The following is a 22,078-nucleotide window of genomic DNA, read 5'->3' on the forward strand; positions in this document are numbered from 1 at the left end:
ACTCTCTTTTTGCTTGTGTTTAAAAGAAAAGTATTACATTTGTCCCCGAATTAAAACAGAAACAACTGTTAGTATGAACGCATTTAGCTTTACATATTACTTCTTTTTTTACTTTTACTTTAGCCAGAAAGTAGAGCGGGAGTTTGTATGTATCAAGTGACAGTGATGCTTAAGGACTGAATGAAGAAAGTAATCATATAAATCCCGCTCCATAATGGATGCGGGATTTTTTTATATCATACACTGAAAGAAATGAAGAAGATAGCAATTCAAGGAACGCTCGGCTCTTATCATGATATCGCCGCACACAAGTATTTCGAAGGGGAAGAAATAGAATTAATCTGTTGCGCCACTTTCGAGGATGTGTTTCAAGCGATTCACAAAGACAGCCTGGTCATCGGTATGCTGGCCATCGAGAATACCATCGCGGGGAGCCTGCTGCATAACAACGAACTGCTGCGTCAAAGCGGTACGCAGATTATGGGAGAATATAAACTACGCATATCACACAGTTTTGTCTGCCTGCCCGAAGAGGACTGGGACGATATCACAGAAGTCAACTCCCACCCCATCGCATTAATGCAATGCCGCGAATTCCTGCAACAGCATCCCGACATCAAAGTGGTGGAAGGCGAAGACACCGCCCTAAGTGCCGAAATGATAAAAACCGGAGACCTGAAAGGACACGCCGCTATCTGTTCTAAAGTAGCCGCCGAACGCTATGGCATGAAAATTCTACAAGAAGGCATCGAGACCAATAAACACAACTTCACCCGTTTCCTCGTGGTAGCCGATCCCTGGCAAGTGGACGAACTTCGCCGTTGTCAGTCATCAGATATAAACAAAGCGAGTATGGTATTCACCTTACCCCACACGGAAGGCAGCCTGTCTCAAGTGCTCTCCATCCTGTCTTTCTACAACATCAATCTGACCAAGATACAGTCACTTCCCATCATCGGCCGGGAATGGGAATATCAATTTTATGTAGACGTGTCATTCAACGACTATTTGAGATATAAACAGGCAATTACCGCAATTACTCCATTAACGAAAGAACTTAAAATATTAGGCGAATATGCAGAAGGAAAATCAAACATATAATGTAGCTCCTGCCGACCGGCTGGCTGGCGTAAGCGAATACTATTTCTCGAAAAAACTGAAAGAAGTAGCGCAAATGAATGCGGAAGGTAAAGACGTTATCAGTTTGGGTATCGGCAGTCCCGACATGCCACCGTCCGAAGAAACCGTGCAGACATTGTGCAACGAAGCACAAAATCCGGACGGACACGGCTATCAACCTTATGTCGGCATCCCGGAATTACGTAAAAGTTTTGCCGCCTGGTATCAGAAATGGTACAATGTGGAACTGAATCCGGCAACAGAGATACAGCCGTTGATAGGTTCGAAAGAAGGAATCCTGCATGTAACACTGGCTTTCGTCAATCCGGGAGAGCAGGTACTGGTTCCCAATCCGGGATATCCTACCTATACTTCATTGAGCAAAATATTAGGGGCAGAGATCGTGAACTACAATCTGAAAGAAGACGCAGGATGGATGCCCGATTTCGATGAACTGGAAAAAACGGATATGAGCCGGGTGAAACTGATGTGGACCAACTATCCGAATATGCCCACGGGAGCAAACGCTACCATAGAAATGTATGAACGCCTGGTGGACTTTGCCCGTCGCAAAAACATTATCATCGTGAACGATAACCCTTACAGCTTCATTTTGAACAACCATCCGTTGAGCATTCTCAGCGTACCGGGAGCGAAAGAGTGCTGCATTGAATTCAACTCCATGAGTAAAAGCCACAATATGCCGGGATGGCGCATCGGTATGCTGGCATCCAATGCACAATTCGTACAATGGATACTGAAAGTGAAAAGCAACATCGACAGTGGTATGTTCCGTGCCATGCAACTGGCAGCCGCCAAAGCTTTGGAAGCGGATGCCGAATGGTACGAAAGTAACAATCGTAACTACCGCAACCGCCGTCATCTGGCCGGAGAGATCATGAAAACGTTAGGATGTAGTTATGATGAAAACCAAGTAGGCATGTTCCTGTGGGGAAAAATCCCCGATACATACACCCATGTCGAAGAACTGACCGAGAGGATTCTACATGAAGCACGCGTCTTTATCACTCCGGGATTCATTTTCGGAAGCAATGGTGCAAGATACATCCGTATCTCCCTTTGTTGCAAAGACGCCAAACTTGCAGAAGCATTGGAAAGAATAAGAAAAGCAGTTTAATGCCGACGCATCCGTTCAGAGAATGAGAATAACAAAAACAAATAACAAATAAACAAAAGCTCCAGTCAATCACCACATCGGCGCATTGACCTATAAGCAAATTATTAAATTATGGAACTCGAATCAATTTTATTGCCGGGCGTTGAAGCCAAAAGACCGATCGTTATCGCCGGTCCATGCAGTGCAGAAACAGAAGAACAAGTAATGACTACCGCCAAAGAGCTGGCCTCTAAAGGAATGAAAATATTCCGTGCCGGAATTTGGAAACCACGTACCAAACCGGGCGGTTTCGAAGGCATCGGTGTAGAAGGACTGAGCTGGCTGAAAGAGGTGAAAAAAGAAACCGGTATGTATGTTTCTACCGAAGTAGCTACTGCAAAACATGTATACGAATGTCTGAAAGCCGGTATCGACATCCTATGGGTAGGTGCACGCACCACCGCCAACCCCTTTGCCGTACAGGAAATTGCCGATGCGCTGAAAGGAGTAGATATCCCCGTGTTGGTAAAGAACCCGGTAAATCCCGACCTCGAACTATGGATCGGTGCACTGGAACGTATCAACAACGCAGGTTTGAAACGCTTGGGAGCCATTCATCGCGGTTTCAGCAGCTACGATAAAAAGCTATACCGTAATCTTCCGCAATGGCACATCCCCATCGAGTTGCGCCGTCGTCTACCGGAACTGCCTATCTTCTGCGACCCGAGCCACATCGGTGGAAAACGCGAACTGGTAGCACCGCTTTGCCAACAGGCGATGGACCTTAACTTCGATGGTCTGATCGTAGAAAGCCATTGTAATCCGGATTGCGCATGGAGCGACGCTGCCCAGCAAGTCACTCCGGATGTATTGGACTACATCCTGAACCTGCTCGTCATCCGTAAGGAAACACAAACTACTGAAAACCTGAGCCAGCTACGCAAGCAGATTGACGAATGTGATGATAACATCATCCAAGAACTGGCAAAACGTATGCGCGTGGCACGCGAAATAGGCACATACAAAAAAGAGCATGGCATCACCGTACTCCAAAGAGGACGTTATAACGAAATTCTGGAAAAACGCGGTGCACAAGGCGAGCAATGCGGAATGGGAGCCGAATTCATGAAAACCATCTTCGAAGCGATACACGAAGAATCGGTTCGTCAGCAAATGGAGATTATTAATAAATAGACAGTTCATTACGAGAAAAAGAACCCGTCACAGTTAGAAAAAGATAAAAACCATAATGAGTATGTAGCGTTTCACATTCGTGCGACGCTCTTCTCTCATTTGTGAGACGAGTATCTCTCAACTGTGAGAAAACCGTTTCACAGCTGTGAAACGATAATTGTTCCTACATCTTTGGCTCCGCTTCTTTTACTGTCAAGAGAAAGCAAAGCCTTTTTAAACCAATCATATCGTATGCGAATCTTAATTCTCGGAGCCGGAAAAATGGGCTCTTTTTTTACTGACATACTGAGTTTTCAGCACGAGACGGCCGTGTTCGACGTCAACCCGCATCAGTTGCGTTTTGTCTACAACACGTATCGTTTCACAACTCTGGAAGAAATCAAAGAGTTTGAACCGGAATTAGTCATCAATGCAGCTACAGTGAAATATACGCTGGACGCTTTCCGCAAAGTTCTGCCTGTATTGCCTAAAGACTGTATCCTAAGCGACATTGCTTCCGTAAAAACCGGACTGAAGAAATTTTATGAAGAGAGCGGCTTCCGTTATGTCTCCACCCATCCGATGTTCGGTCCCACTTTTGCCAGTCTCAGCAACTTGAGCAGTGAGAGTGCCATTATCATTAGCGAAAGTGATCATTTGGGGAAAGTATTCTTCAAGGATTTGTACAACAGTCTCCGGTTGAACATATTCGAATATACTTTCGACGAACATGATGAAACAGTAGCTTATTCACTCTCCATCCCTTTCGTTTCCACCTTTGTATTTGCTGCCGTCATGAAGCATCAAGAAGCTCCGGGAACGACTTTCAAGAAGCATATGGCCATTGCTAAAGGACTTCTGAGCGAAGACGATTATCTCTTGCAGGAAATTCTTTTCAACCCTCGTACCCCGGCACAAGTAGCCAATATCCGGACGGAATTGAAGAATCTTCTGGAGATTATAGAGAATAAGGATGCCGAAGGAATGAAGAAATATCTGACGAAGATACGGGAAAAGATTAAATAATATATCTAATTTTAAACGACCAACTCTGGTGTCATTTATATTGGATACCAGAGTTTTTTATGTAAAAAAAGAACATAGTATCAAAAATATTCATACATTTGTACTACACCTTATATTTTACAAGCGTATGAAACATATTACTTCTCTAACGATTTACTGTTGTCTATTATTGGCTACCTGTATGCAAGGGCATTCTCAAGAAAAAATGGTCACGACTAATTACAATGAAAATCTCCCAACGGAAACCCTTCCAGCTCCTATTATTGAGGTAGCTACAAGCACAGATGGAGGAAGATATATGCGTATCACAATGTTTTGCGAAACAGCAGATGCAGAAATCCACTACACATTAGACGGTACTATTCCTACCAAACAATCCCCCCTTTACACAGAGGAGATTACCGGTAATAGCCACAGCGTAACCATAAAAGCCATTACAACAAAGGATGGCTATCTTGATTCACCAATAGCAGAATATATGTATGGAGGTTCTGGCATTATAAATGAGCAAACAGATAAAAAGATTATCTCACGCATCTATCTACCGCTATCCGGTACCCCCCTATTCTCACCAACCGAAGGAATGAATATTGTTATCACAACCTATGAAGACGGACAATTGGAGACTCACAAAATGATATGGAAACCATAAGTTATTTTTAAGCTAAGGAAACCCCTCCTTATCTGGTATGAATATTAATTAACTTGATTATCCCGGAAATATCTTGTACCTTTGTGTTCGCAAAAAACAAAGGAGAATCCATGATAGATCAAGCAACCATAGACCGTATACTCGATGCTGCACAAATTGTAGACGTAGTATCCGAATTCGTCACACTACGCAAACGCGGGGTGAACTATGTGGGCTTGTGCCCGTTCCATAATGAAAAAACCCCTTCTTTCAGCGTTTCCCCCTCGAAAGGGCTATGTAAATGCTTTAGCTGCGGGAAAGGAGGAAATGCCGTACACTTCGTTATGGAACACGAGCAGATGTCGTACTACGAAGCACTAAAATATCTGGCTAAAAAGTATAACATCGAAATCAAGGAACGGGAGTTGACCAATGAAGAGAAACAAGCGCAAAGTACGCGTGAAAGTATGTTCATTGTCAACAACTTTGCCCGTGACTACTTTCAAAATATACTAAAGAATCACGTAGACGGTAGAAGTATCGGTATGGCTTATTTCCGTCAACGGGGTTTCCGGGACGATATTATTGAAAAATTCCAATTGGGTTTCAGTACGGAAAGCCACGATGCACTGGCCCAAGAGGCTATCCGTAAAGGATTCAAAAAGGAATATCTCGTTAAAACCGGGCTTTGTTACGAAACAGACGACGGCCGTCTGCGCGACCGCTTTTGGGGACGTGTCATGTTTCCTGTACATACACTTTCGGGTAAAGTTGTAGCATTCGGTGGACGTGTGCTCAGCACAGAAAACAAAAAACTGGCCAAATACGTAAACTCTCCCGAATCGGAAATTTACCATAAAAGCAACGAACTATACGGGATTTACTTTGCCAAACAAGCAATTGTAAAGCAAGACCGATGTTTCCTTGTAGAAGGTTATACAGACGTTATCTCCATGCATCAATCAGGTGTGGAGAATGTGGTCGCTTCGTCCGGAACTTCTCTGACTCCCGGCCAGATACGCCTTATCCACCGTTTTACCAATAACATTACTGTACTCTACGACGGTGACATGGCCGGCATCAAAGCCTCCATCCGTGGTATTGACATGCTGCTGGAAGAAGGAATGAACATTAAAGTCTGCCTTCTGCCCGACGGCGACGACCCGGATTCTTTTGCCCGTAAACACAATGCCACCGAGTTTCAACAGTTCATCAAAGAACATGAAACGGACTTTATCCGCTTTAAAACCAATCTATTGCTGGAAGACGCCGGTAAAGATCCCATCAAACGGGCAGAACTGATAAACAACATCGTGCAAAGCATCTCGGTAATCCCGGAAGCCATTGTACGCGACGTATATATCAAAGAGTGCGGACAACTATTGCGCGTGGAAGACAAACTACTCGTTTCGGAAGTTGCCAAACGAAGGGAAATACAGGCGGAAAAAGAAAACAAGCCAACCCTTAATAACCCCAACAATGCGCCTTCCGGAATGCCGGCTGATGTATCGGGCGGAGATTTCCCGCCGCCGTTTCTTCCAGATGATGTGGAAGATCCTTACCGGTCCTATATCCCGCAGGAAGGAAAAGAGGGGCAAGAATTTTATCGATATGAACGTTTGGTTATCCAGGCAATAATACGTTATGGAGAGAAGATCATGTGTAACATGGAAGATGAAGAAGGAAAAGAAATTCCGGTTAGCGTCATCGAATATGTAGTCAATGACTTGAAAGAAGACGATCTTGCCTTCCATAATCCGATGCACCGCCGTATTCTTACCGAAGCAATGACCCATGTCCATGATTCGGGCTTCATTGCCGAACGTTACTTCATAGCTCATTCCGATCCGGAACTCAGTTCCATTGCCACGGAATTGGCCAGTGACCGGTATCAACTGAGCAAGTTCCACTCAAAAACACAGAAAATAACCACAGACGAGGAACGTCTTTTCGAATTAGTTCCCCTACTGATGATCAACTTTAAGAATGCCATTGTAGCTGCAGAGTTAAAACATATCATGTATGCCCTGCAAGATCCTGCCAATGAAGCCGATGATGAGAAATGCGCCGCCCTTATGCAACGCTATAAAGAGATGAAACAAATAGAAAGCTTAATGGCCAAAAGACTGGGAGACAGGGTGGTGCTTCGTTAGTGATAAGCGCCAATCACTTATCACTACTCGCTAAACTCACCGATTGATCAGATTCATAAATTCCTCCCGGGTTTTAGCTTGATTGAAAGCTCCGGTAAAATCAGAAGTAGTAGTTATCGAGTTCTGCTTTTCCACCCCACGCATCTGCATGCACATATGCTTTGCCTCTACCACTACCATTACTCCTAACGGGTTGAGAGTTTCCTGAATACACTCCTTGATTTGCAGTGTCATGCGTTCCTGTACTTGCAGGCGATGAGAAAAAATATCGACTACGCGAGCGATCTTGCTCAAACCTGTGATATAGCCGTTAGGGATATATGCTACATGCGCCTTCCCGTAGAAGGGCAACATGTGATGCTCACAAAGAGAGAAGAAATCAATATCTTTCACAATCACCATCTGGCTATATTCCTCCTTAAACTTAGCCGAACGCAATACTTCATGAGGATCCATGTGATAGCCTTTAGTCAGACTCAACATTGCTTTGGCTACACGTTCCGGAGTTTTCAGCAGACCTTCTCTTTCAGCATCTTCGCCCAACAAAGTAATAATACTACGATAATGACTTTTCAAATCCTCCAATGCCGGAGAGACGATTTCTTCTTTTTCTAACATACGAAATTATAAGGGGATATTTATTTGATCTTTTACAATAGAAACTTCCTTGAATACACCGGTCGCTCTTAACTTCCGCATCATAGCATCCGCTTCTTCGATACTACGGAAATCTCCCACACGACAAAGCCAACGGGGAGAAGTAAAAAAGGCATATGTTTTCAAATCCGGAAAATATTCTTTCACTTTTGAAGCCATATTAGTCGCTTCATTACGGGCTGTACGCGAATTATTACCGGCATACACCTGTACACGATAACCGGGAGACTTCAAAATCGTCTGTTCTCCGGTAGCAACATATTCCGTCCCCAACAACGCTTCTATCCGTGGATCCTGATGAATGGTTACCTTACCCTGCCCGGGCACATATCGCTCTAAACTCTTTACTATATTCTGAGCCCGAACTATACCTGTAAAAGCAAATAACAACAAAAGTAAACTGAGTTTTCTCATAAAAGTAGTTTTGGGCGGTTCGTAAACTGCAACACAGTTATAAACCACAAATGATAAAGACTACAATAATTATAAACTACGAGTTACAAGCCATGAAACATCCCTACATCGGAGTATCCCCGCAGCCTGTAACTCATAGTCTGCTAATTATTTAAAAGCATCGATGATACCTTTGAAGTCAGCAACCTTCAAAGCAGCGCCACCGATCAAACCACCGTCAACATCCGGGTTTGAGAACAATTCTTTAGCATTGGAAGGCTTGCAGCTACCACCATAAAGAATAGAAGTGTTATCAGCAATTTCTTTGCCATATTTCTCAGCAACCACCGAACGGATGAAAGCGTGAATTTCCTGTGCTTGAGCAGGAGTAGCAGTCTTACCTGTACCAATAGCCCAAACCGGTTCGTAAGCCAGAATAATCTTTGCGAAATCTTCGGCAGACAATTCGAATACAGAAGCTAATTGAGCGGCAACCACTTCGTTTTGCTTGTTTGCTTCACGTTCTTCCAACACTTCACCGATACAGAAAATCGGAGTCAGACCATTAGCCAAGGCCAATTTAACTTTCTCTTTCAAGATTTCAACAGTTTCACCATAATAAGCACGACGCTCAGAGTGACCTAAGATTACATATTTTGCACCTGTAGAAGCAACCATAGCGGCTGAAACTTCACCTGTATAAGCACCTTCCACTTTATCTGCACAGTTTTCTGCACCTACACCGATAACCGCAGCATCAACGATAGGAGTAACAGAAGCCAGATGAATAAACGGAGTACAAATTACTACATCACAATTAGGCTTATCAGCAGCCAATGCTTCATTCAATTCTTTTGCAAGAGCAATACCCTCCTGAAGGGTTTTGTTCATTTTCCAATTTCCTGCTACAATGTTCTTTCTCATTTTGTTTTTATTATTAAAAGGGTTAATATATTTACGATTTAACGATTTACGATTTAACGATTTAAATTACACGATATACTTATTAGGCTACACGATTGATGAATTACCACTTAAACTACCTTATTTCCGATTTGCATTATAGTGATTTAGAGTTTCATACGCTATGAAGATTTATCGCTATCGCTTTTCGTCTCACTGCCATCACTACCTTCATCGCTTGGCGTCTCTTCCTGTGTAGAAAGCTTCACAGCTTTTAGCAGTTCAGCATTTCGCCTCCGAAGAGCTTCACTTTTCTTTTCCCGCCGTTTCACTACCAGAATATCCATACCCAATACGAACAACAAAGGAATAGCAAACCATAAAAAGACATAACCAATGGTATAACTATCAGTCACTTTCTTCAGTTTTCCCAGCTCAAGAGTCTCGAGTTTACCGGTCAAGGCATATTCATCCGGCAAATCCGCATCATTCCATTTATTTAGAATCACACCGTTCCTTATCAACATCAATCCCGGATTGGAACGTATCATAGTCTTCAGCGTAATGTCGTCTACAAGGCAGAACGGATACTCAGCCCCGGTCTTGTCACGCCAAAGTTCTATCTCTTCGCTCGGAGAAGAGGTCAGACAATAAAAACCATAACCGTTTTCCACCGAATAGTCATATATTTCATTTATGAGATCGATATTGCTATCATCCGCTTCCTCTATCCGATGTGCCACCAACAGAAAAGTATAATTTATATCTGTCAGAACCTTATCCGTTATATCCTCACCGGTACTCTGTTCCACCAGTGAAAAGTCATGGATGGGCGGTTCGTACCCTTTCTCTTTCAAAACAGTACGTGTATCCACAAATGTCCAGGTACTATCCGGATAATTCTCGAGTGTAAACTCTTTTTTCTCACCATCCTTCTCCATAAGAAAAGTCGTTTCATACACATTCGGCTTTGCCCCGTCCGGTATTTCCATCCCCTGAAGAATATTCTTACCTATCTTATAAGGACGAAAATCCAAAACAGGTAAATGAGCCAGGCAATAAAACGAAAGTGCAAACACAAACAATATGGTATATAACGAAACTAACCATTCCGTCTTAGCCGAGATGAAACGTATAATCTCCTTTTTCCACCGAAAAGTAGAATAGGCTGCAATAAACAACACAATATTCTTCCCAAAAGTTTCCCAATTCGTCAGCACCCATGCATCACCAAAACAACCACAGTCGGAAACCGGGTTCTTCAATGCCAGATAAAGGGTAAGCGGAGTCATGAATATCATCAGTAGGAAAGCCAACAGAGTAGTCGTCTTTTTTCGAATCCCGAAAAACAAACAGACCCCGATGGAGAACTCTATGGCTGATAAGATAACCGCTGCCAACAAAGGAAAAAAAGAGGGAAACCAAGACAGCATACCGAAAGCTTCCAGATAATCTTGTATTTTATACTGGAACCCTAAAGGATCAACCGCCTTCACAAATCCTGAGAATATAAATGCCACTGCCAACAAAAAGCGGCAGGCATTGACCCACGTCTTTTGAATAATATGTAAATTCCTAACCTTCAAATTCAATCTTAATCAAACCAAAAACGGAATAATTAATCATATCCATATAATTTGCATCGATACCTTCCGAAACCAATGTATGTCCTGCCAAACTCTCAATCTGTTTAGTACGGTAAATCTTCATCAGAATCAGGTCGGTATAAGAACTGACACGCATGCAACGCCACGCCTCGTCGTAATCATGATTTTTGGCAAGCATCAGTTCCAATGCTTCTTTAGCATATTTATCATAAAAGGCCATTGCTTCTTCATTACTGATATCGGCAACATCGGCATAACCGAGTTCCAACTGTATAAGTCCGACAATACCATAATTGACAATTGCAATAAATTCCGAACGAATACCTTCGTCTATCAGTGTCACACCTTTGGTCTCGATACTGCGAATACGGTTGGCTTTAATAAAAATCTGATCAGTCACGGAAGCCGGACGCAGAATACGCCATGCAGGACCGTAATCATGCAGTTTCTTGGAAAATAAGTCACGGCATAAAGCGATGACATGCTCAAATTGTTGCTTGGTATCTTTCATATCCTTACAAATAGAGCACAAAGGTAACAATAATTGAAGAAAAAAGAAAAAAATAGCCAGGCAATGTATAACTACCTGGCTACTTGTGATCTAAATAGGGTCTATTTCGTTAAGAACAGCGCAAAACCTGTCCGGGACGAAGAATGGTCTTTGTTGTAATACGGTTCAGCTTACAAAGCGTACTGATAGAAACTCCACGCAACTTAGCAATGCGCGAAAGCGTATCTCCGCTCTTTACTTTATGATACCGGATCGTTCCGTCACTTGCCAACTGAGTGTCATGCGAACCGGCAGCACGCTGATAACCTTTTGTCTTTTTAAATGTATAAGTATCTGCCACAATATCCTGCTTAGGAAAATCGAACATAAGAGCCGGATTGATAGCAATTCCCAAGAAGCGGGTTTCAAAGTGAAGATGTGAACCGGTAGAACGTCCTGTATTACCGCCCAAACCAATAACCTCACCAGCTTTTACCAATTGATTTTCTTCTACCAGCTGTTTTGACAAATGCCCGTATATGGTTTCCAATCCATTATCGTGGCGAATGACTACATACTTACCATACCCGCGACGTTCATATCTCACAATACGTACTTTTCCATCGAATGCAGCGACAATCGTATCACCGATATTTACTTTCAGATCCAATCCATTATGCATTCTTCTCCAACGGGGACCGAAAGGCGAAGTGATGCGTGTGCTCGGAGTCGGCATATGAAAGCCTGTCAAATCAATTGTATATGATTCCGGAATGATGACTTCCTTACCATATGCATGTACATACTGATTACTCCAGTTAGGATAAAGACTTAATGCAGGATATTCGGATTGCTCCGCACGGATCTGCCGTTGCAATGCGAGAGAGTCTACTGATTTTAATTTCTTATCGATCGGTGCCTGTCGGGCGATCAAATCCTGAGAGAAAGAATTCAGGCTGATCATAGCCGCCGCGGCAATCATTACGGTTTTAATACAATTGAAATTCATTCGCTTCGTCAAATTCAATTAATATTCGTCATTTGCATACAGGTAGTCGAATACAGCCTGCTTATAGTCGAATATTTCTTCCGGTTTAAAAAATCTGTTTAATTCGGCCGCCGCGGTCTCCGGTGAATCAGAAGCATGAACAATGTTTTCTTGAAAACTCATGCTGTAATCTCCCCGAATAGTTCCCGGTGCTGCCAGACGTCCGTTAGTAGGACCTGCCAACGTACGGACTGCTTGAATTGCATCTACACCCTCAAAACAACAAACGACAACAGGAGCTGTCATCATAGAATCCTTTACACGTTGAAAGAACGGCTTTGTACTGAGATGGGCGTAATGTTCGCTCAACACTTCATCTGTCAACTGCATCATCTTCATCCCGGCTAAGCGTAAACCTTTACGTTCGAAACGGTGAAGAATCTCACCTACCAACGCCCGTTGTACGGTGCAGGGCTTCAAGATCACCAGTGTTTTTTCAATCATAATATGACTGTTATCAAAGTGTTAAACGATACATTTATTATAAAATTCTTCCAAAGATAGTATTTTCCTTCGAAATACTGGGTAGTCTCTTAACTTTTTTTTGTATCCTCCGAAAGGAAAAACGAGAAAAACAGGCTTTAAAGTACTATAAATAGGAGGTCTATGAAGAATATATGTTTTGCAACATATTCTGCAAATAAGCTGCATGTTTAACCGTTTTTCAACTTATCGAAGCCCAGTTAACGTTCGTCTTGCGAAGTGCCCTAAGCTGTTGCCATAATATATCATTTTCAGGATGGCATGCTTCCGGATCAGCGTCCACAATGTCTTGAGCAATATTACGAACATATTGCAGCAATTGTCCATCCCGTGCTATATCGGCTATTTTCAAATCAAAAGCAATGCCACTCTGCTGAGTGCCTTCCAAATCTCCGGGGCCACGCAATTTCAAATCGGCTTCCGCTATCTCAAAACCATCATTGGTACGCACCATTATTTCAAGGCGCTTCCGTGTTTCCTCCGTCAACTTATAATTAGTCACCAAAATGCAGTAAGACTGTTCCGCCCCACGGCCGACACGTCCCCGAAGCTGATGTAACTGCGACAATCCGAACCGTTCGGCATTTTCTATAATCATCACAGAGGCATTCGGTACGTTTACTCCTACCTCGATCACCGTAGTAGCCACCATTATCTGTGCCTCTCCCGAGACAAAAAGCTGCATTTGCCCGTCTTTTTCAGCCGGTTTCATCTTTCCATGCACTTTACAGACTTTGCAATCCGGAAACTCTTCACATATTTGCAAATACCCTTCTTCAAGGTTTTTCAAATCAATCTTTTCACTTTCTTTTATAAGCGGATAGACAATGTAAACCTGGCGTCCTTCAGCTATCTGCTTATGTACGGAACGATAAAGACTTTCGCGACGATTATCAAATTGATGAATAGTAGTAATCGGCTTCCGTCCCGGAGGTAACTCATCAATGACAGAAACATCCAAATCACCATAAAGAGTCATAGCCAAAGTCCTCGGTATAGGAGTAGCCGTCATCACAAGCACATGGGGAGGCTGGATATTCTTACTCCATAGGCGGGCACGTTGTGCCACCCCAAAACGATGCTGTTCGTCGATAACGACAAAACCGAGGGAAGAAAAATTGACAGTATCCTCTATGACGGCATGAGTACCGATCAGGATACGTACATCCCCTGTGAGCAAACCGGAAAAGATGGCTTCACGTTTCTTCCCTTTCACCGAACCGGTAAGCAATTCCACACGGATATCCATACCGAAAAGAAGCTCCTTTATCGTTTCGTAATGCTGGTTGGCAAGAATTTCCGTAGGGGCCATCATACAAGCCTGATAACCATTATCAAGTGCCATCAACATACTCATTAATGCTACCAAGGTCTTACCGCTACCTACATCTCCCTGCAACAAACGGTTCATCTGGCGTCCCGAACCTACATCCTGCCGAATCTCCTTCAACACTCGTTTTTGGGCTCCTGTCAATTCAAAAGGTAAGTTGCGGGAATAAAAGGTATTGAATACCTTGCCTACCGTCTCAAAAACAAAGCCCCGATATCTCCGTTGCCGATCTTTAGAATATCGCAGGATGTTAAGTTGCACGTAAAAAAGTTCTTCAAACTTCAAACGATACTGTGCTTTTCTTAAGAACTCCGGATTGACAGGGAAATGAATATTTTGCAAAGCATCCGTAAGTGACATCAGGTGATGATCGGCTAATATCTTTGAGGATAAAGTTTCAGGAAGCGGTTCTTGTATCTGTTGAAGCACCGTCGCCATCATTTTGGCTATTGCATGAGAGTTGAGAAAGCTCCGCTTCATCTTCTCCGTCGTATTGTAATAAGGCTGCAAACCGGTAGCCGTCAACTTAAGCTCTGCCGTCTTATCTATATCGGGATGCGCCACATTAATTCGTCCGCCAAAAACCGTCGGTTTACCGAAAACGATATATTCTTCGTGAACTTTATATTTACCGAAAATGAATTTGATTCCTTGAAACCACACCAAATCCACCACACCGGTACCATCCGAAAAATGAGCGACTAATCGTCTTTGACGTCCTTCACCAAAAGTCTCAAAACCCAAGATCTGCCCTTTAAGTTGTATATAAGGCATGTTCCCGTCTATTTCATGAATATAATAGATACGGCTGCGATCTACATATTTATAAGGGAAATAGTAAATAAGATCATGTACGGAATATATCTCCAACTCTTTGTTGAGTACACCCGCTTTCTGTGGCCCTACGCCGGATATATATTTTATGTCACGTGTAGTTAAATCAAACATTCACCAGAACACTACTTATTTTCAAATCAAAAGGAGTGGTAATCTTGATATTCTCACGATTGCCTTCCGCCAGATAAACAGACTCTCCCATCGCTTCCACCACAGAAGCATCATCCGTAAAAAACGAAGTATATTCCTGTGCATAAGCTCGTCTCAATAGCTCCACATCAAAAACTTGCGGAGTTTGAACCAACTTGTAATCACTGCGAGATACAGTCTCGCTCCCCGTATCCGTAAGATGACGAATCGTTTCCACCACGTCAACGACAGGAATTACCGCTTTTTTTGTTTCAGCCAATTGATAACAACGCTCGATGACCTGTCGTGAAACGAACGGGCGTACTCCATCGTGCACGCCTACCAGTCCCGGCTCAACATATGCCAAACCGTTCTTTACCGAATGGAAGCGAGTCTCACCGCCATCGGCGAGCACATGTCCAATCGAGAAATGATACTTCTGACAAAGTTCTCTCCAATAGGTCTGCTGTTCTTGCGGCAACACAAGGACGATTTTCATTTCTTCATCGAAACGATAAAACGCTTCGATGGTATGCATCAACACAGGTTTCCCACCAATAGGAAGGAATTGTTTAGGAAGATCGCTTCCCATACGCAAACCCTTGCCACCGGCTACGATCAAGGCGGTACGAGTCATTCTATCAGCGTCTTACGCACATTGCTTCTACCAACTCATCCACTTTCTCTTTGCCTACAAGTTTTTCTACGATTGCCAATGCGAAATCCATAGCAGCACCCGGTCCCATACCTGTGATAATATTCCCATCTACTACAGCCGGCTCATCAAGGCATTCGGCACCTTCCAGATATTGTTCAAAGCTCGGATAGCAAGTCGCCTTACGGCCTTTAAGAAGTCCTAATTTTCCAAGCACCATCGGTGCCGCACAAATAGCAGCTATCGGTTTATTCTTTTCTGCAAAATCCAGAATTAGTTTACGCAAGCCTTCATGCTTATCAAGAGTCGACGCGCCGGGCATACCACCAGGCAAGAGCAACAATTCAGCATCAAAGAAGTCGCAATTTACAAAGTTCACATCACAAAGTACAGAAACATCATGTGCACCAACGACAATCTCATCCGGTGTCACAGATACAATCTCTACATTCAATCCGGCACGTCTCAGCGTGTCAATGGCAGTAAAGGCTTCAATTTCCTCAAAACCGTCTGCAAAAAAGGCATATACAGTTCCCATAATGTTAATGATGTGTCAATACGCCAATGATAAAAAACACCGGCCAATCGGCACGTTAATTAGTTTATATCTAATAAATCAAATTTATTCTCTTTCATTGATACACCGGCAATCCACTCATTGCATCAAGATTTTTATCGCAAATTAAAATAATAGGTGATTGTTCCTGTCTGATTGTTTACGCCTTCGACTGCATTAAAACGAGCTTTCTTGGCCGCATCTAACGCTGCTTTACGCAAAGCGGCATTAACCGTATTTGTCTGCCGGTTAATGCTTGTAGCAATCACTTGTCCGGCAGGATTCACAGTAATAGAAACGACTACACGTCCCTCTTCCTGGACATTATATACAGGGCGAGGTAACCCTCCTTCTCCTATAGAACGTCCATTAAGGTCAAATGTTCCATAACCGCCTGTTCCTGTTTTAGAACCCGTTGAAGAATTTCCGTCTTTACTACCTTCCACACCCGTTCCGCTATCAGAAGTTCCCTTGCTTCCTTCCATCTGTGCACCCTTACCGAAAGCTCCTGACACCCGTTTGGCAGCGACTTCCGCAGCAGCTTTCCGTTCTCTTTCAGCTTTCTCTTCTGCAAGTTTCTTCGCTTCCGCCGCTTTTTCCGCAGCTGTTTTCTCAGGCTTTTTCACCTCCTTAGGTTTTTCTTTCTTCGGCTCCGTTTTAGGTTTTATAGCAACAGTCTCTTCATCCGTCTGTGTTATCATTTCCTGCTCTGTTGTTTCCTGTGGCTCTACTTCCGGAACTTCCTCCGGGGGCAGTACATCCACATCCACCATTGTGGCAGGATCATAATTTCCTTGTGCGACATCCACATCCCCCATCATGACAGGCACCCCTCCCTCATCCTGATTATTGGGAACAGTAAAACTCACCAAAATCAAAAGAGCAATAATCGCCACATGCACCAACAGCGCACCCAGCACTCCTACGTATTCACCCTTTCTCTTTCCGCTCATTACTTACCTGTTTCGGGCGGCCGTGTAGCCAGCACCATTTTAAAATGATTCTCATTCGCAATATTCAACACTTTTACTATTTCACGGTAAGGTACCGTCTCATCTGCATAAAGTGCTACATACATTTCCGGTTCTCTTTCTGCACAACTCTGCAAAAAAGGAGTCAATTCGTCCAACGTCAGAGCATGCTCTTTCTCATTTCCGAAAGCTGCATAAAAGTTCAAATCCTTATCAATGATCACCCTTGTCAGAGGTTTTGCAGAAGTCTGCTGTTTTCCTTGAGGCAACAGTACTTTAATAGCATTGGGTGATACCACAGTGGAAGTAATCATAAAAAAGATCAACAACAAAAATATCACATCCGTCATGGAGGCCATACTAAAGTTGGGCGATATTTTAGCTCTTCGTTTTAATGCCATATTAATTTATTCAATAGGTGTTTAATACCTTATTTCTGCGCAGGTTCATTAAGTAAATCCATGAATGCCATCGTTTTCGTTTCCATCTTATTCACCACACGATCCACCAACATTACAAGATAGTTATAAGCAAACATAGCAATGATCCCCACTATCAAACCTCCTACAGTAGTAATCATAGCCTCGTAGATACCTCCGGAAAGAAGGGTAATATCAATATTACCGCTACCTGCATTGGCCATTTCATAAAAAGCACGCACCATACCGGTAACTGTACCTAAGAAACCGAGCATCGGAGCACCGCCGGCAATCGTAGCCATCACAGGCAAACCTTTTTCCAATTTTGCCACTTCGATATTCCCGACATTTTCAATAGCAGCCTGCACATCATTCACCGGACGGCCGAGCCGGCTAATCCCTTTCTCGATCATACGTGCCGAAGGAGTGTCTACCGTACGGCAATAATTAATGGCCGATTTGATCTCCCCACTATGAATATAATCCTTGATTTTATCCATAAACATCGGATCTTCCTTATTGGCTTTCCGAATAGCATACATACGCTCGAATAAAATATAGAAACATCCCACAGATAATACTGCAAGCACTATCATGATCCAGCCGCCTTTCACAGCCATATCAAGCATATTCATTTCTGCCGGTGCATTTACAGTGGTAAGCACCGGATTGGCTGTTGCCAGTGAATCAGCCATATTTGCAGCCCCTTGGGCCAATAACAACAGTGTATTCATTAACGGAGACAATTTTTATATTCTTGAATAGTACGCTCAAGTCCCAAATAAAGTGCATCGCTAATCAAAGCATGTCCAATAGACACTTCATCCAGCCAAGGTATGTTTTTATAAAAGAAGTTTAGATTCAACAGACTCAAATCATGACCGGCATTCAATCCCAGTCCCAATTTGCGTGCCACCCTCGCAGCTTCTACAAAAGGAGCTATTGCTACCTCCGGATCTTTAGGAAAAGCTGTGGCATAAGGTTCAGTATAAAGTTCAACCCGGTCGGCTCCGGCTTTAGCTGCATACTCTATCATCTCCGTATCTGTCGAAACAAACACAGAGGTACGGATACCGGCAGTATTAAATTGATCAAGTACGTCTGTCAGAAAATCAATATTGGTCTTTGTATCCCAACCGGAATTTGAAGTAATCTGAGTAGGAGAATCGGGCACTAAAGTCACCTGATGAGGTTTCACTTTCAATACAAGATCGATAAATTCAGGAGAAGGATATCCTTCAATATTAAACTCTGTCCGTAATAACGGACGTAAATCATATACGTCGGCTCTACGGATATGCCGTTCATCCGGCCTAGGATGAACAGTTATCCCATCCGCTCCGAAAGTCTCACAATCAAGTGCCACTTTTACTACATTAGGGATATCCCCTCCACGAGCATTTCTTAAAGTAGCCACTTTATTTATGTTCACACTTAATCTGGTCATCATTACATGAATTGTTTGCTGCAAAAATACAAATATTAGTAACACCATAACAGCAATACGGAAAAAAAATCCCAAATTTGCACCCTAACTAATGTTGTTCAGTATGAAATTTGCTATCTTCGGAAACACATACCAAGCCAAAAAATCATCACATGCAGAAACTCTGTTTCATATATTAGAAAAACATGGAGCAGAGGTGTATTTATGCAGAGAATTCTATCGCTTTCTGGTGTCGGATATGAAACTTAACATCCATCCGGCCGGTTTGTTTGATGGAAACAATTTTTCTGTAGACATGGTTATCTGTATTGGGGGAGATGGTACCTTCTTGAAGGCTGCCAGCAGAGTAGGTGACAAGAATATTCCCATTTTGGGTATAAATACCGGACGTTTAGGTTTTTTAGCTGATATATCTCCGGCAGAAATGGAAGCCACTTTCGAGGAAATTTATGCCGGACACTATACGGTAGAAGAACGAAGTGTGCTCCAATTAATCTGTGAAGATAAACATCTACAATGTTCCCCGTTTGCATTGAATGAAATAGCCGTACTAAAACGTGATAGCTCGTCTATGATAAGTATACGAACTGCAATAAACGGTGCATTCCTCACTACTTATCAAGCGGATGGATTGATTATCGCCACTCCTACCGGATCTACTGCCTATTCATTAAGTGTAGGAGGTCCTATCATTGTGCCGCATTCAAAAACAATAGCCATTACTCCCGTCGCTCCACACAGTCTTAATGTAAGACCAATCGTCATTCGTGATGATTGGGAAATAACCCTTGATGTGGAAAGCCGTAGCCACAACTTTCTCATAGCCATTGACGGACGGAGCGAAACATGTAAAGAAACCACTCGCTTAACCATCCGTAAAGCTTCCTATGCAATAAAAGTCGTTAAACGTTACGACCATATATTTTTCGATACACTCCGCTCTAAATTAATGTGGGGGGCGGACACGAGAGAAGGGAGGAAGAATTAATTAAAGGGAGATGTGAGAATTGAGATGTGAGAAGCAGGCTGCGCTGTCACGCTGCATAGCATTTCTCCCCTCTCCATTCTCACATCTCCCATCCTTCTTCTCTCCCCCCCAATTCCTTCCAATACCCCTAAACACAGAAATCCCCTTGCCCCCGTATTCCGGGTTGCAAGGGGATCCTTCAAAAAAAACGGCGACTACCTACTCTCCCACTGTTACGCAGTACCATCGGCGTGACCGGGCTTAACTTCTCTGTTCGGAATGGGAAGAGGTGGAACCCCGGTGCTATAGTCACCTGAATAAGGTAGACATGACGGAAAAAAGTAAATTCAAAAGCCGCAGCAGCAGCAGGCTAAACGTATATATGAAACCATCGTGACAAAAAGAAAGTCAACGGGCAATTAGTAAGGCTCGGCTTTGATATTACTACCTTTACACCTGCCTCCTATCAACGTCATCGTCTCTGACGACCCTGAGAAATCTAATCTTGTGGCTGGCTTCGTACTTAGATGCTTTCAGCACTTATCCAATCCCGACTTAGATACCCGGCAATGCACCTGGCGGCACAACCGGTAAACCAGAGGTCAGTCCAACACGGTCCTCTCGTACTAGTGTCAGAGCCACGCAAATTTCATACGCCCACGATAGATAGAGACCGAACTGTCTCACGACGTTCTGAACCCAGCTCGCGTGCCACTTTAATGGGCGAACAGCCCAACCCTTGGGACCTTCTCCAGCCCCAGGATGTGACGAGCCGACATCGAGGTGCCAAACCCCTCCGTCGATATGAGCTCTTGGGAGGGATCAGCCTGTTATCCCCGGAGTACCTTTTATCCTTTGAGCGATGTCCCTTCCATGCGGAAACACCGGATCACTATGCTCTAGTTTCCTACCTGATCGACTTGTGAGTCTCCCAGTCAAGCGCCCTTATGCCATTACACTCTGCGGACGGTTACCAATCGTCCTGAGGGCACCTTTAGAAGCCTCCGTTACACTTTTGGAGGCGACCACCCCAGTCAAACTACCCACCAAACAGTGTCCTCGTAACAACGAGTTAGAACTCAAATAATCAAAGGGCCGTATTTCAACAGCGACTCCACAGATACTGGCGTACCCGCTTCAAAGTCTCCGGCCTATCCTACACATCAATTACCCAAATTCAATGTTAAGCTATAGTAAAGGTTCACGGGGTCTTTTCGTCCCATCGCGGGTAATCGGCATCTTCACCGATACTACAATTTCACTGAGCTCACGGTTGAGACAGTGTCCAGATCATTACACCATTCGTGCAGGTCGGAACTTACCCGACAAGGAATTTCGCTACCTTAGGACCGTTATAGTTACGGCCGCCGTTTACTGGGGCTTCAATTCAATGCTTCTCTTGCGATGACATCTCCTCTTAACCTTCCAGCACCGGGCAGGTGTCAGGCTGTATACGTGATCTTTCAATTTTGCACAGCCCTGTGTTTTTGTTAAACAGTTGCCTGGACCTATTCTCTGCGCCCTACCTCTCAGCAGGGACCCTTTATCCCGAAGTTACAGGGTCAATTTGCCTAGTTCCTTAACCGTGAATCACTCAAGCGCCTTAGTATATTCAACCCGACTACGTGTGTCCGTTTACGGTACGGGTACCTCAAGGATTAAGTTTAGCGGATTTTCTTGGGAGTATGCTTACACGCACTATTGGATTGTTCAGAAGAACGCTCCATACTATCAGGTTCGACTCTTGCGGTGGATTTGCCTGCCGCAATCAACATCTACACCCTTCAACGGACTATTCCGTCAGTCCGCGGCGCTGTCACGACTCCGTCTCCACGTCACTCCTTAAGGTAGTACAGGAATATTAACCTGTTCTGCCATCGGCATCACCGTTCGGCTGAGCCTTAGGACCCGACTAACCCTGATCCGATTAGCGTTGATCAGGAAACCTTAGTCTTTCGGCGAGGGGG

At 43.6% G+C, this 22,078-nt stretch carries 21 protein-coding genes and 2 rRNA genes; 7 read left to right on the forward strand and 16 right to left on the reverse strand.

Annotated elements, in window-relative coordinates; all coding sequences use genetic code 11:
• Positions 1 to 252: 252 nt before the first annotated feature.
• The 6 genes from HMPREF1532_RS18985 to dnaG all read left to right on the forward strand — a co-directional run bounded on the left by HMPREF1532_RS18985 (position 253) and on the right by dnaG (position 7,219).
• A complete protein-coding gene (locus HMPREF1532_RS18985; RefSeq protein WP_005933644.1) occupies positions 253 to 1,101 on the forward strand; it encodes a prephenate dehydratase in 849 nt (282 codons plus the stop codon).
• Entirely contained in the window at positions 1,076 to 2,257 is a 1,182-nt protein-coding gene (locus HMPREF1532_RS18990) for a pyridoxal phosphate-dependent aminotransferase (RefSeq protein ID WP_005933647.1), read from the forward strand. Before HMPREF1532_RS18985 ends, HMPREF1532_RS18990 begins: the two co-directional genes overlap by 26 nt.
• A gap of 111 nt (positions 2,258 to 2,368) precedes the next feature.
• A complete protein-coding gene (locus HMPREF1532_RS18995; protein WP_005933649.1) occupies positions 2,369 to 3,430 on the forward strand; it encodes a bifunctional 3-deoxy-7-phosphoheptulonate synthase/chorismate mutase type II in 1,062 nt (353 codons plus the stop codon).
• Between the two features lie 231 nt (positions 3,431 to 3,661).
• Complete coding sequence (locus tag HMPREF1532_RS19000; protein WP_005933653.1) at positions 3,662 to 4,435, forward strand: prephenate dehydrogenase; 774 nt, start codon at positions 3,662 to 3,664, stop codon at positions 4,433 to 4,435.
• A 205-nt stretch (positions 4,436 to 4,640) separates the two neighbouring features.
• Positions 4,641 to 5,087 carry a chitobiase/beta-hexosaminidase C-terminal domain-containing protein gene (locus HMPREF1532_RS19005; protein WP_224203425.1) on the forward strand — a complete coding sequence of 149 codons (447 nt, stop codon included), beginning with the start codon at positions 4,641 to 4,643 and terminating at the stop codon, positions 5,085 to 5,087.
• A 110-nt stretch (positions 5,088 to 5,197) separates the two neighbouring features.
• Entirely contained in the window at positions 5,198 to 7,219 is a 2,022-nt protein-coding gene (gene dnaG, locus HMPREF1532_RS19010; protein WP_005933658.1) for a DNA primase, read from the forward strand.
• 36 nt (positions 7,220 to 7,255) lie between these two features.
• On the opposite strand, the gene folE is transcribed toward dnaG, so the two are convergent.
• The 14 genes from folE to HMPREF1532_RS19080 all read right to left on the reverse strand — a co-directional run bounded on the left by folE (position 7,256) and on the right by HMPREF1532_RS19080 (position 19,144).
• On the reverse strand, positions 7,256 to 7,837 hold the full coding sequence (gene folE / locus HMPREF1532_RS19015) for a GTP cyclohydrolase I FolE (RefSeq protein WP_005933661.1): 582 nt from the start codon (positions 7,835 to 7,837) through the stop codon (positions 7,256 to 7,258).
• A gap of 6 nt (positions 7,838 to 7,843) precedes the next feature.
• Complete coding sequence (locus HMPREF1532_RS19020; RefSeq protein WP_025818994.1) at positions 7,844 to 8,290, reverse strand: SPOR domain-containing protein; 447 nt, start codon at positions 8,288 to 8,290, stop codon at positions 7,844 to 7,846.
• Between the two features lie 147 nt (positions 8,291 to 8,437).
• Positions 8,438 to 9,193, reverse strand: a complete 756-nt coding sequence (gene tpiA / locus HMPREF1532_RS19025) for a triose-phosphate isomerase (RefSeq protein ID WP_005933667.1) — start codon at positions 9,191 to 9,193, stop codon at positions 8,438 to 8,440.
• A gap of 161 nt (positions 9,194 to 9,354) precedes the next feature.
• Positions 9,355 to 10,758, reverse strand: a complete 1,404-nt coding sequence (locus HMPREF1532_RS19030; protein WP_005933671.1) for a BT_3928 family protein — start codon at positions 10,756 to 10,758, stop codon at positions 9,355 to 9,357.
• A complete protein-coding gene (locus HMPREF1532_RS19035; RefSeq protein ID WP_005933673.1) occupies positions 10,748 to 11,290 on the reverse strand; it encodes a DUF1599 domain-containing protein in 543 nt (180 codons plus the stop codon). The genes HMPREF1532_RS19030 and HMPREF1532_RS19035 overlap by 11 nt, the downstream gene beginning before the upstream one ends.
• Before the next feature lie 109 nt (positions 11,291 to 11,399).
• Positions 11,400 to 12,278, reverse strand: a complete 879-nt coding sequence (locus HMPREF1532_RS19040; RefSeq protein ID WP_025818993.1) for a M23 family metallopeptidase — start codon at positions 12,276 to 12,278, stop codon at positions 11,400 to 11,402.
• 18 nt (positions 12,279 to 12,296) lie between these two features.
• Positions 12,297 to 12,761 (reverse strand): nucleoside-diphosphate kinase, encoded by a 465-nt coding sequence (gene ndk, locus HMPREF1532_RS19045; RefSeq protein WP_005933677.1) that lies wholly within the window; start codon positions 12,759 to 12,761, stop codon positions 12,297 to 12,299.
• 220 nt (positions 12,762 to 12,981) lie between these two features.
• Entirely contained in the window at positions 12,982 to 15,078 is a 2,097-nt protein-coding gene (recG, locus tag HMPREF1532_RS19050) for an ATP-dependent DNA helicase RecG (protein WP_005933678.1), read from the reverse strand.
• A complete protein-coding gene (locus tag HMPREF1532_RS19055; protein ID WP_005933681.1) occupies positions 15,071 to 15,733 on the reverse strand; it encodes a 2-C-methyl-D-erythritol 4-phosphate cytidylyltransferase in 663 nt (220 codons plus the stop codon). Before HMPREF1532_RS19055 ends, recG begins: the two co-directional genes overlap by 8 nt.
• A 4-nt stretch (positions 15,734 to 15,737) precedes the next feature.
• The gene (locus tag HMPREF1532_RS19060; protein ID WP_005933684.1) at positions 15,738 to 16,289 is read right to left on the reverse strand and encodes a DJ-1 family glyoxalase III; all 552 of its coding nucleotides are present in this window, start codon (positions 16,287 to 16,289) and stop codon (positions 15,738 to 15,740) included.
• Between the two features lie 134 nt (positions 16,290 to 16,423).
• Complete coding sequence (locus tag HMPREF1532_RS19065) at positions 16,424 to 17,260, reverse strand: TonB family protein (protein ID WP_005933687.1); 837 nt, start codon at positions 17,258 to 17,260, stop codon at positions 16,424 to 16,426.
• Entirely contained in the window at positions 17,260 to 17,679 is a 420-nt protein-coding gene (locus HMPREF1532_RS19070) for an ExbD/TolR family protein (protein ID WP_005933690.1), read from the reverse strand. The genes HMPREF1532_RS19065 and HMPREF1532_RS19070 overlap by 1 nt, the downstream gene beginning before the upstream one ends.
• Positions 17,680 to 17,708: 29 nt before the next feature.
• Entirely contained in the window at positions 17,709 to 18,431 is a 723-nt protein-coding gene (locus HMPREF1532_RS19075) for a MotA/TolQ/ExbB proton channel family protein (protein WP_005933693.1), read from the reverse strand.
• A complete protein-coding gene (locus tag HMPREF1532_RS19080) occupies positions 18,431 to 19,144 on the reverse strand; it encodes a pyridoxine 5'-phosphate synthase (RefSeq protein WP_005933696.1) in 714 nt (237 codons plus the stop codon). Before HMPREF1532_RS19080 ends, HMPREF1532_RS19075 begins: the two co-directional genes overlap by 1 nt.
• 103 nt (positions 19,145 to 19,247) lie before the next feature.
• Between HMPREF1532_RS19080 and HMPREF1532_RS19085 the strand changes: the two genes are divergently transcribed.
• Positions 19,248 to 20,132, forward strand: coding sequence for an NAD kinase (locus HMPREF1532_RS19085; RefSeq protein ID WP_005933699.1), 885 nt, complete (start codon positions 19,248 to 19,250; stop codon positions 20,130 to 20,132).
• Positions 20,133 to 20,317: 185 nt separating this feature from the next.
• Here HMPREF1532_RS19085 and rrf read toward each other — a convergent pair.
• Positions 20,318 to 20,428, reverse strand: a 5S ribosomal RNA gene (gene rrf / locus HMPREF1532_RS19090).
• An 82-nt stretch (positions 20,429 to 20,510) separates the two neighbouring features.
• Positions 20,511 to 22,078, reverse strand: a 23S ribosomal RNA gene (locus tag HMPREF1532_RS19095); the annotation flags it as partial.

Source organism: Bacteroides salyersiae WAL 10018 = DSM 18765 = JCM 12988, assembly GCF_000381365.1.
Taxonomy (GTDB): domain Bacteria; phylum Bacteroidota; class Bacteroidia; order Bacteroidales; family Bacteroidaceae; genus Bacteroides; species Bacteroides salyersiae.